General features: G+C 35.8%; 11 protein-coding genes. 6 read left to right on the forward strand and 5 right to left on the reverse strand.

Translation table 11 applies throughout. The features are described from left to right. Positions 1 to 104: 104 nt before the first annotated feature. Genes KO493_RS02290 through KO493_RS02300 form a run of 3 tightly spaced genes read left to right on the forward strand, consistent with a single transcriptional unit; the run spans position 105 to position 2622 of the window. A complete protein-coding gene (locus tag KO493_RS02290; protein ID WP_216066314.1) occupies positions 105 to 1166 on the forward strand; it encodes a 3-oxoacyl-ACP synthase III family protein in 1062 nt (353 codons plus the stop codon). Between the two features lie 60 nt (positions 1167 to 1226). Then, entirely contained in the window at positions 1227 to 1748 is a 522-nt protein-coding gene (locus KO493_RS02295; RefSeq protein WP_216066315.1) for a methyltransferase, read from the forward strand. A 25-nt stretch (positions 1749 to 1773) separates the two neighbouring features. Beyond that, positions 1774 to 2622 (forward strand): glycosyltransferase family 2 protein, encoded by an 849-nt coding sequence (locus KO493_RS02300; RefSeq protein WP_216066316.1) that lies wholly within the window; start codon positions 1774 to 1776, stop codon positions 2620 to 2622. Here the strand turns inward: KO493_RS02300 and KO493_RS02305 are convergent. Both KO493_RS02305 and pafA read right to left on the reverse strand, forming a co-directional pair. Further along, positions 2615 to 3424, reverse strand: coding sequence for a DNA/RNA non-specific endonuclease (locus KO493_RS02305; protein WP_216066317.1), 810 nt, complete (start codon positions 3422 to 3424; stop codon positions 2615 to 2617). The genes KO493_RS02300 and KO493_RS02305 overlap by 8 nt on opposite strands. Then, positions 3425 to 5068, reverse strand: a complete 1644-nt coding sequence (pafA, locus tag KO493_RS02310; protein ID WP_216066318.1) for an alkaline phosphatase PafA — start codon at positions 5066 to 5068, stop codon at positions 3425 to 3427. A 108-nt stretch (positions 5069 to 5176) separates the two neighbouring features. Here pafA and KO493_RS02315 point away from each other — a divergent pair, with 108 nt between their 5' ends. The 3 genes from KO493_RS02315 to KO493_RS02325 all read left to right on the forward strand — a co-directional run bounded on the left by KO493_RS02315 (position 5177) and on the right by KO493_RS02325 (position 8534). Continuing rightward, entirely contained in the window at positions 5177 to 5914 is a 738-nt protein-coding gene (locus KO493_RS02315; RefSeq protein WP_216066319.1) for an MlaE family ABC transporter permease, read from the forward strand. Continuing rightward, positions 5914 to 6681 carry an ABC transporter ATP-binding protein gene (locus KO493_RS02320; RefSeq protein ID WP_216066320.1) on the forward strand — a complete coding sequence of 256 codons (768 nt, stop codon included), beginning with the start codon at positions 5914 to 5916 and terminating at the stop codon, positions 6679 to 6681. The genes KO493_RS02315 and KO493_RS02320 overlap by 1 nt, the downstream gene beginning before the upstream one ends. 104 nt (positions 6682 to 6785) lie before the next feature. Continuing rightward, the gene (locus KO493_RS02325) at positions 6786 to 8534 is read left to right on the forward strand and encodes a sulfatase-like hydrolase/transferase (RefSeq protein ID WP_216066321.1); all 1749 of its coding nucleotides are present in this window, start codon (positions 6786 to 6788) and stop codon (positions 8532 to 8534) included. 106 nt (positions 8535 to 8640) lie between these two features. On the opposite strand, the gene KO493_RS02330 is transcribed toward KO493_RS02325, so the two are convergent. Genes KO493_RS02330 through KO493_RS02340 form a run of 3 tightly spaced genes read right to left on the reverse strand, consistent with a single transcriptional unit; the run spans position 8641 to position 11801 of the window. Beyond that, a complete protein-coding gene (locus KO493_RS02330; protein WP_216066323.1) occupies positions 8641 to 10113 on the reverse strand; it encodes a DUF389 domain-containing protein in 1473 nt (490 codons plus the stop codon). 6 nt (positions 10114 to 10119) lie between these two features. Next, positions 10120 to 11199, reverse strand: a complete 1080-nt coding sequence (locus tag KO493_RS02335) for a mannose-1-phosphate guanylyltransferase (protein ID WP_216066324.1) — start codon at positions 11197 to 11199, stop codon at positions 10120 to 10122. A gap of 5 nt (positions 11200 to 11204) precedes the next feature. Continuing rightward, positions 11205 to 11801, reverse strand: a complete 597-nt coding sequence (locus KO493_RS02340; protein WP_216066325.1) for a SprT-like domain-containing protein — start codon at positions 11799 to 11801, stop codon at positions 11205 to 11207. Between the last annotated feature and the right edge of the window lie 15 nt (positions 11802 to 11816).

Raw genomic sequence — 11816 nt, forward strand, 5'->3', positions numbered from 1 at the left:
AATAAGGGTTGAACATCGTAAATTATTTACAAATTAAAACCATCATTATTTAAAACTATTTATATTGCTAGATAGTAAACCTAATCAAGGCAATTTCCTATTTTATGAATATAAAAATAACAGGAACTGGAAGTTACATTCCTTCTAACATAGAGCGTAACGAAGACTTTCATAATCATGAATTTTTAAATAGTGATGGTTCAACAATAAATGCACCAAGTGAAGTTATTGTCAAAAAATTTAAAGCCATTACTGGCATTAAAGAAAGGCGTTATGCTAAACCGCATTTAACCACTTCAGATATCGCTTCTTTTGCGGCTAAAAAAGCCATCGAAAACGCGAATATTTCAAAAGAAGACCTTGATTATATCATTGTTGCCCACAATTACGGTGACGTAAAAAGCGACAGCATACAAAGTGATACCGTTCCTAGTATTGCCTCTCGAGTAAAACACCTTTTACGTATTGAAAACCCTAAATGTGTGGGTTACGATTTACTCTTTGGTTGCCCAGGATGGATTCAAGGGGTTATTCAAGCGGAAGCCTTTATTAAATCTGGCATCGCTAAAAAATGCTTAGTGATTGGTGCTGAAACATTATCTAGAGTTATCGATCCTTTCGATAGAGATTCCATGATTTATAGCGATGGTGCTGGTGCGGTTATTGTAGAAGCGACGACAGAGCAACAAGGTGGTATTTTAGCCCATGAAGCTGCAACTTTTGCCTTAGATGAGGCACATTTTATTTACTTCGGAGAAACCTACAACCAAGACATTAGCGACAACAGACGTTACATAAAAATGCACGGACGTAAAATTTACGAATTTGCATTAACGAACGTCCCTATGGCCATGAAATCTTGCTTAGATAAAAGTGGTATTGACATTTCTAAAATCAAAAAAATCCTAATTCATCAAGCTAACGAGAAAATGGACGAAGCCATCGTTAAGCGTTTCTACGAGCTTTACGACATGGAAATGCCTGATGGTATTATGCCTATGAGTATTGGAAAACTTGGGAATTCTAGCGTGGCTACCGTGCCAACTTTATACGATTTGATTTTAAATGGTGAGATGGACGGACAAGAAATCAACAAAGGTGACCACATTATGTTTGCTAGCGTTGGTGCTGGCATGAACATTAACGCCATTGTTTACGAGGTATAAACTATTGAGTCTTTATTTAAATTTTCCGTTTTCACGGAAATGATATAGTAAAACAAATTCATGTACGAAAAAACATTCCCTAATAAACGTTTTAAACATACGATTGAATTTTTAGAAAAACACATTGCAACTTCTGAATCTATTTTAGATTTAGGCGTTGTGAATCCGTTTTCTAAAATCATGAAAGATCATGGCTTTCAAGTAGAAAACACAAAAGGAGAAGACTTAGACCTCGACACCACAAATATTGTAAATTCTGAAGCCAGAGTCGTTACAGCCTTTGAGATTTTTGAACACCTGCTCTCCCCTTTTACCGTTCTTAAAGCCATTAAATCAGATAAATTGGTGGCGAGTATCCCCTTGAAACTTTGGTTTTCTTCTGCTTATAGAAGTAAAACTGATATGTTAGACAGACATTATCATGAGTTTGAAGATTGGCAATTCGACTGGTTACTAGAAAAAGCGGGGTGGAAAATTATAGACCGTCAAAAATGGACAAACCCGACTAAAAAACTTGGAATTCGCCCTATTTTACGTTGGTTCACCCCAAGATATTATATTGTTTATGCAGAGCGCATTTAACGTCACGCTATAAAAAAATTCTACTTTGAATTTCTACATTATCATTCCAGCGCATAACGAAGAAACCTCGATTGGGCTTACTTTAGAGTCTCTGGTCAATCAAACCTTGTTGCCAAAACGTGTAGTTGTGGTGAATGATAATTCAACAGACAAAACGCAATCTATTGTAAACGCTTTCGCGGAAAAGCATCCGTTTATTTCATTGGTAAATTCAAAATCATCAAACAAGCATTTACCGGGTTCAAAAATCATCAATGCTTTTTATAAAGGGTTTGAAACTTTAGATGAAAGTTACGATGTGATTTGTAAGTTTGATGCCGATCTTATTTTTCCGAAGCAGTATTTAGAACAATTAGCCTCCCATTTTAAAGCCAACCCGAAACTAGGTATGGCTGCTGGATTCTGCTATATTGAAAAAAACAAGGATTGGGTTTTAGAAAACCTCACCAATAAAGATCATATCCGAGGTGCTTTAAAAGCCTATAAAAAGGCTTGTTTTGAGGAAATCGGACAACTTAAACCTTCCATGGGTTGGGACACCGTTGATGAATTACTTGCTAAATATTACGGCTGGGATATTCTAACCGATGAATCTTTACATGTAAAGCACTTAAAGCCCACTGGAATAAGTTACAATAACTCTTCAAAATATTTACAAGGTGAAGCCATGTACAAAATGCGTTATGGTTTTTTGATCACACTAATTTCAGCTGGAAAACTAGCTTTTAAAAAGAAAAGCTTGACCTTGTTTAAAGATTATTTAGCTGGTTATTTTAAAGCCAAAAAACACCAAATCGGTTTTTTAGTTTCCGAAGAAGAAGGTCAATTTATAAGAAACCTACGTTGGAAAGGCATGCGCTCTAAGCTTAGTTAAACACCCAATCTTTGTAACTGGTTGAGGCTTCTAATTTATCTTCTTTAGCATCATCCAATTGCGGAAAAAAATCAATTCCTGTAAGTTTTTCAAGATCATCTACAGAAACCACGAATTCATACAAAGGTTTATTAGAATTTTCATGAGGCATTAAAAACCCAATCATTTTTGGGTCTCCAGAATTATAATCAATCAACACTTTATAAAAGGCATTAGGAACGGCAACGGCTTCATCACCAATAGCTTGCATATCTCCTCTTAAAACACCCCCTGTTACCACAAAAATACCGTCATATTTTACTGCCCAATAGCGTACTTTTTGTTCTAAAGTATTCCAAATACCGGCGTTAAAATTATGTTCTTGCGGACTAATATTACTGGTCAGAAACGTTTCATCATAGGCTGCCTTACTTGAGCGTCTGTCACCTGCTGGGCATAGATGTCCGCGATCATATCCTGAATTCTTATAATTACGCCAATGGGCTGCACCTGTTTTTACGGCCGAATCTATTTCAAAATAAGGCCGTTTGAAATTATGATTTGATAAATCAGATTTTTTCAATTCATAAGCTACCCATTCAGGTTGTTCATGAGCTTCACTATACGACAACGAATAGCCTTCATGATGAACAACCTGCCCTGTCGTGCTCGTAGGTAGGAAAAAAGTATTTGTTTGCGTTTTAGGCTGGCTTCCGTCAGCAATAATAACTTGCTGTTCTTCTTCCTTTAAAAAATGCTCATAACTATAAACACCTAATAAAATAAGTGCGGCTACTATAGAATACAAACTGCGTTTACTCATTTATTTTAACACGTAACCTAAAGGTTTTCCCGTAGAAGCATTTGGAAAACTAATACCTAATAAAGTTGAAATAGTCGGTGCAATATCGGTAATATTTGTACGCTCTGAGGTTTCACCATGCGCAACACCTTTACCAAAAAACAATAATGGCACATGCGTATCATAATTTAAACCACTACCGTGTGTTGAACCCGTTTTTCCGTATGAAATATAAGCAGGATCATTCACCAAAACAACATCACCAGAACGCTTTTGATTGAAACCTCTTTTAATCATGCCTTCAATACCTTCTGTAAATTCCGTTGATACAATAGCATCTCTAGTATATGCTTTTGAAATATGCTTATAAGTCATTTGCTCGGCAACGATGGCATTTTGCACATCAACGGAGTTTAAACCTAATTCTTTTAATTTGGCAGCATTCAAAAAAACTTGATTATTACTAATGTTTTCAACAACATCTTTTGTTCCATAAGTTGCAACTAAAAAGTCATTAAACACCTTTTTACGCTCTTTATTATCCAAATATCCAGAAGGGATATTATGTGAATGCAAATACGCAGGCACATCAATAGCACCATGGTCTGCTGTTAAGAAAACCACATACTCACCTTTACCAACTTCTTTATCTAAAACTTTAAAAAAACGTTCTAAATCTTTATCTAAACGGATATAAGTATCTTCTACTTCTTTGGAGTTTACTCCAAAATTATGTCCTACATAATCGGTACATGAAAAACTTAGCGTAAGCACATCGGTAATGTTATCTTTCCCTAAATCTTCACCTTCAATAGCAGCAATAGCAAAATCGGCAGTTAAACTATTCCCATAAGGTGTCGCTTTTAAAATACTAAAGTTTCCATTTTCGCTTTTTAGTTTTTTTAAATCATAAGGAAATGTAGCCGTCTCTTTGCCTTTAAACCCCCCTTCATAATCATTTAAATCAGCGCCACTAGCAGTATAAGTGTCCATATCATAAAAGGTATCCCACTTTTTCAAGTACGATGCTGCTTGTTTGCTTGAATTGAATTTATTTACCCATTTAGGTAGCGCCTCCATATAGAAAGAACTTGAAATAAAAACACCTTCATCGTCTCCATGAAACCAATAGGCGGCATCAGCTGTGTGACCCGCTGGTAAAATAGCCCCACGATCTTTCACCGAAACACCAATGGTTTTACCTTTCATTTGGGTAAATAATTTATTTTCATCTGTAAATGTAGTTGTTAACATGCGGTTTGGCGACATTTTACCAGCCTTATCTTTTGTTCCAATAGACTGCACACTGGCGTCCTCCGCACAGTACACACTTTTCTTATCTACCTTATCATACCAATTGTTACTTATTATACCATGATATTTTGGTGTTGTTCCGGTAAAAACAGAAGCATGTCCTGGCGCGGTATAGGTAGGCACATAATTAAAATGATTGTTTTTACAGTTGTAACCTTCAGCCATCATACGTTTAAAACCACCTTCACCGTATCTTGAATAAAACCGTGTTAGATAATCGTAACGCATTTGATCAACCACAATACCAACCACTAACTTAGGTCTCGAAGAATCATTTGAAAAAGATTGACTTAGCGCTTTATTAGAAAAGCAAAATGCAATGGAAAAAAGGACGTAATATATATATTTCATTAGTAATTAAATTTGAATGCCAAATATACATATTTAATACTGCCTTAATTTAAAATTAAGGTTAAATACCCCTAAGTTTTTTTTACTTTAGCAGCTACAAAACTGCATATGAAATACCTGCATAATATAGGAACCTATTTTTTAATGATCGGTGAAATGTTTCACAAACCCACAAAGTGGAGCGTCTTAAAAAAACTTATTTTAAAAGATATCGATGATTTAATCATCAACTCTTTAGGCATTGTTGCTTTTATTTCTTTCTTCGTTGGTGGTGTAGTTACCATTCAAACGGCATTGAATATAGACAATCCCTTAATCCCCCAATCTCTTATTGGATTCGCTACTAGACAGTCCATTTTATTAGAGTTTGCCCCTACATTTGTCTCCATTGTTATGGCTGGTAAAGTGGGTTCATTTATAACATCTAGTATAGGTACCATGCGTGTTACCGAACAAATAGATGCCCTTGAAGTAATGGGTATTAACGCGGTAAACTATTTGGTTTTCCCTAAATTCATCGCTTTACTGCTTTACCCTTTTCTTATATGTATTGGTATGTTTTTAGGTATTCTTGGCGGATTAGTAGCTTGTATGTATGGCGGTTTTAGTTCTCCTGAAGCTTATATTACTGGTGTACAAATGGATTTTGATCCTTTTCATATCACCTACGCTTTTATAAAAACATGTGTTTTTGGTTTTTTATTAGCAACCATTCCTTCTTATCATGGCTTTTACATGAAAGGTGGTGCACTTGAAGTTGGAAAAGCAAGTACGACTTCTTTCGTTTGGACCAGTGTTTTTATCATTCTTTTAAACTATTTATTAACCCAAATGTTATTAAGCTAATGATTGAAGTTAAAGATTTACGTAAATCGTTTGGCGATTCTGAAATATTAAAAGGAATAACTACAACTTTTGAAAAAGGTAAAACCAGTTTAATTATTGGGCAAAGTGGGGCAGGAAAAACGGTATTCTTAAAATGTTTATTGGGTATTTTTGATTATGAAGGTGGCTCGATTGCCTATGATGGGAATGTATTGTCGAATTTAGATGAAGACGAGAAAAGGAATATCCGCGCACAAATTGGCATGGTTTTTCAAGGCAGTGCTTTATTCGATTCTATGACCATTGCTGAAAACGTAATGTTTCCTTTACGTATGTTTACCAAACAGAGCAAAAGTGAAATGCAAGACCGTGTTGACTTCGTATTGAACAGAGTGAACTTAGAAAATGCACATAACAAAATGCCAAGTGAAGCTTCTGGTGGTATGCAAAAACGTGTGGCTATTGCCCGTGCTATTGTAAATAAACCAAAGTATCTCTTTTGTGATGAACCCAATTCTGGATTAGATCCAAAAACGGCTATTGTTATTGATAACTTGATTCAAGAGATTACGGACGAATACCAAATCACAACCGTTATTAACTCGCATGATATGAATTCGGTGATGGAAATTGGCGAGAAAATCGTGTTTTTAAAAGACGGATTAAAAGCTTGGGAAGGCTCTCATGAAAATATTTTTAGAACAGACAACGAAGTGGTTACCGACTTTGTTTATTCCTCAAACTTATTTAAAAAAGTACGTAGAATGTACTTGGAGGAAAACAGTTAACAACCTTCAAACGAGATAATTTCGAGTATATTTAGGATAAATACAGGTAAACATAGCTAGGGCGATCAATATACCTTTCAGGATTTTTAATTAAAACCTGAATCATGTTATCCAAAAAATTACTTTTAAGCTTATGTTTTATAAGCTTCTCCTTTTTAACCGGGCTTAGTCAAGCACCTAATATCATTTTTATCCTTACTGATGATTTGGGGTATGCTGATGTAGGCTTTAATAACGGTGCTCCAGACATCGCAACACCCAACCTTGACAACCTTGCAAACAACGGAACTATTTTCTCTTCAGCCTATGCTGTACATCCTTTCTGTGGTCCAAGTCGAGCAGGACTATTAACAGGGCGTTATCCGCATGAAATTGGTGCACAATTTAATTTAAATGATAATGAATATAACTTAGGGGTAGATGCTAATGAAACCTTTTTCAGCACCGTACTCAAAAATGCTAATTATAACACAGCCTTAATAGGAAAGTGGCATTTAGGCCAATCCTCAACACATAGTCCCAACGCTCGTGGTTTTGACTATTTCTACGGGATGCTAACTGGTGGCCATAACTATTGGACGAACTCTACTGCTGATGGAGGCTTTGGTGGGGCATATAACAGACCATTACGTAAAAACACAGGACTGGCTAACGAACCAAGTAACGTTTATTTAACAGACTTGTTCACCGACGAAGGCGTTGCTTTCATCCAGAATGCCGAAACTAACGACAGTGATCCCTTTTTCCTTTTCATGTCTTACAATGCTCCACACACACCACTAACAGCTTTAGACTCCGACAAGAACGCTTTAACCAATGCACCTTACAACTTTACTTATACGGATAATAACCGTCATACTTATGCGGCAATGGTATATTCGGTAGATCGAGGTATTAAAAAAATTGTAGATGCATTAACGGCTAATGGAGAATTAAACAATACTCTCATCGTTTTTATGAGCGACAATGGCGGTCGTATAGATCGAGGTGCAGACAATACACCGCTTCGAGGTGTTAAAGGAGATACCTACGAAGGCGGTTTCCGCGTTCCTATGTTTATGTACTGGCCAGGACAAGTTCCTGCTGGCGCTACCTTCGACTATCCTGTTTCAGCCTTAGATTTATATCCAACTTTGGTTAATCTTTCAGGTGCTTCTTTGCCTAATGGAAAACAAGTAGACGGTAAAAATATTATGCCAAATGTTATTACTGGAACCAACCCTCGTGCTGGCGAATCTATATATTCTATAAGACATAGAGCCATTAATAATGTTGGTATTAGACGTGACAATTTAAAGGCCTTTACTCAAGGAAATGGAAGGTGGTACTTATTTGATCTAACTACAAATATTTCAGAAAATAACGCACAAGATTTAAGCAACGATCCAGCTTACCAAGATATTTTAGAAGAAATGATTAACGATGCTTACCAATGGTCGTTAACACATATTGAACCTGAATTCTTTGATAGCACAGGAGCCGAAAGTACATGGTATAATAATCACAGTAGTAACAACCCAGTTAACACGACACCTTGGCAAGATATTACTTTTGATGGCTATACTACCTTATCCATTGAAAACATAAGTATGCACACCAATAGCGGTTATATCTACCCTAATCCTGTTACAAACGCAGCACTCACCGTTCAATTTAGTGCGCCAATATCTGGCAACATCTCCTTGGTAATTTATGATGCGCATGGGCGACCAGTTCAAATAGAGTCTAATGTATCAAACACATCTAGTACTAAAATAGAATTAAATATAAACCCAAATATAGCCCAAGGACAGTATTTCTTACGAGTAAAATCTGCAGAAGGCATGTTTAGCAAGGCTTTTATTGTGAAGTAATAAAACTTTTCAAAATTAACATAAAAAAACCCAAGATTTGAAACAATCAAATCTTGGGTTTTACTTTTAAAATAGTTTTAGTATACTAGTGGTATGTTAGAAAATTTTAATTCAAGCGTTTAACCACCAAAGTGTCCAAATTAAGCTTTAGCTTCAGCCACTTTTCTAATTTCGTTTTCTCTTTCGCACGTTGTGCCTCTTCATAATCTTCTTCCCACTTCACCGAAAAAACTGAAATTGTATCTTTCTTTTTAAAATCTGTATTAATCACATTAGAATATGAAAACCGATCGATGTTTTCATAATTAATTTTAAGCTCTTCTGTTAACCCATCAAAAGCCAAGTAAGTACTTTCAAGCTTCGAAAAGCGCCTTAAACGATTTTCTAAATATCTAATTTTATCCGATTGAGATAGAATATCTAAAGAATCACGGGTACGTAACTCTTCCATATACTTAAAGTTATCTAAGTTTTTAGAACGGTTCTGATTCACAACCAATTTCGTATTCTTCAAAGCACTATAATCTTCCAGACGGCTACTTAATAAGGCAATTGTAGTTTCAGGAATCTCTTCTAAACCAAAAGTATTTATCTCAATCATAGTGTTTTCATCATCTACGAAAGTGTACGATGCATTGCTTTTTAGATAGTCACTATGAGGTAAAACACTTAATTCCTCTCTAATAAAATTCCCAGCATCACGCTTAAAATTACTTTCTTTTAAAACATTTAAAAAGGTCCATACTGCTGGAACCATGACAACTATAGCCAATAACATGGCCGCCCTAGATATAAATTGACGGCGTTTAGAATTTGCATATTTCAGCATTGGAAACCTTAAAAGTTTCAATACTAAAAAGGTTGCTAAGGCTATGAAAATAGTATTAATTGTAAACAAATACATGGCGCCTCCAAAGTAAACCCAATTCCCTTTAGCTAAGCCATAACCTGCCGTACACAGCGGAGGCATTAAAGCTGTAGCAATAGCAACTCCAAAAATTACAGATGCTATGGTGCCTTTTTTAGTTCGTGCGATAATCAGGGCTAAACCACCAAAGAAAGCGATTAACACATCTCGAATATCAGGTCTCACACGCCCTAAAAGTTCCGATGTATCTTCACTTAATGGGAATAGCCAGAAGAAAAGAAAAGCCGTCAATAAACTTAAAACAATCATCGTTGCTAAATTTATCAGAGACTTTTTAAGCGTATCGATATCATTAATGGCTATAGATAAACCAATACCTAAAATAGGCCCCATTAAAGGAGAAATTAACATGGCTCCAATTACCACTGCCGTAGAGTTAGCATTTAACCCAATTGATGCCACAAAAATAGAACAAACCAGAATCCAAGCAGTAGCTCCCTTAAAAGGAATATCGGCTACAATGGCCTTAGTCGTGGCTTCCCTATCCGTTTCCTCCCTAAAGTCTAGGAGTTCTCTTAAAAAAACCTTGATACTATCAAAAAGACCTTGGGCGTCTTTTTTCACGGCGTCCTTGGACTCTTCTACACTTTTTTCTTTCTCGGCTTCTTTAGCTTCTTCCTCCGAAAAATTAAATTTATTTTCTTCGCTCATTTGTGATTATCCGTATTGCTCTCCAAATGTGTTTTTCACATTTTGAAGCACTTTTTTAATATCCTGTTCTTTAGACTTAGGAAAGATAAGTAAAACTTCCTCTTTATCAACAATAATATAGTCGTTGAGACCGTCTACAACCACGATTTTATCCTTTTTAGTACGAATCATATTTCCTGAAGCATCTTCAGGCAAAACTCTAGCATTCACTACGGCATTACCATTGTCAGTTTTATCCAGCTTATCGTATAAACTTCCCCAGGTTCCTAAATCGTTCCAATCGAACTCTGCGGCGATCACATAAACATTTTTAGACTTCTCCATGATGGCATAATCGACAGAAATATTTTCTGCTTTAGGATAGTTCTCTTTAATAAAATCTGCTTCACTTTCGGTATTATACACACTTATTCCAGATTCAAACAACTCATATAAACCAGGTTGATTTTTCTTAAATGTATCAATAACCGTTTTTACGCTCCACATAAAAATTCCAGCGTTCCAAAGAAAGTTTCCTTGAGCGATAAATTCTTTAGCGGTTTCATAATCTGGTTTTTCACGAAATTGACTCACCGATTTTATCGCTTCCGCGGAAGACTTATCGTATTCAATATAACCATAACCTGTATTCGGGAAGGTTGGCTGAATACCTAAAGTCATAAGCGCATCATTTTCTGAACAAAATTCGAAAGCCTGCTCCACATTTTTTGAAAAGGTATTTTCATCTTCAATCCAATGATCACTAGGAGCCACAATCATAACTGCATCCGGGTTTTCTTTTTGAATTTTTAATGAAGCATACAAAATACAAGGTGCCGTATTACGCATCGCTGGTTCTAATACCACTTGACGCTGAGTAACATCTGGTAATTGTTCCAATACCAAATCATTATAACGCTCATTGGTTAAAATAAAAATATTTTCTTTCGGGATAAGTTTTGCTAAACGGTGAAAAGTTTTTTGAATAAGCGTATCCCCCGTTCCTAACATGTCGTGAAATTGTTTGGGAAATTCTTCGGTACTTACTGGCCAAAATCGAGATCCAACCCCGCCAGCCATTAATATGGCATAATAATTCTTGTTCATTGTTTTTATTTTATAAGTTCTACTTCAGCATTCGGATTAAACAAATATATTCTACCTGTTTTAACCTCAATACATTCAAACCGTTTTACACGTTTATTTCCCATTTGAAAGATTTTACCATTATAAGTTTTAAAAACACTTCCAACGGGTACTTCAAAAATATAGGTTTTATCGTTAGGTTCATCAAATTGTTTTAAGGCCAACGATAAATTGGCATCCGTATCACTACTCGCCTTGGGGTTTTTAAAATGTCTTGCCAATAAAGGCAACAACTCAACAGGGAATATTTCAGGATTTAAAAATGGTAACATTAAATGCTGAAAGGTGTGTTTCCACTCTTTCCCATGTGGTTTTATAGCTCTCCCATAGGTTTTGAAGGCTTCTAAATGCGCCACTTCATGAATCAAAGTTATTAAAAAACGATACGAATTTAAATTGGAATTGATTGTGATTTCATGCTTTCCGTTAGGCAGACGCCTATAATCACCATGACGCGTTTTCCGCTCTTGCTTGATTTTAACAACTAAATTCTCGTGTTGTAAGAGCTCTGAAATTTGAGATAAAGCCTTTGGCGGAATGTATTTTTGAAGTTGCTCCTGCATTATAACAAAAATAGA

Origin of the sequence: Pseudotamlana agarivorans, from assembly GCF_018860245.1 — a bacterium.
In the GTDB taxonomy this organism is placed as follows: Bacteria; Bacteroidota; Bacteroidia; order Flavobacteriales; family Flavobacteriaceae; genus Pseudotamlana; species Pseudotamlana agarivorans_A.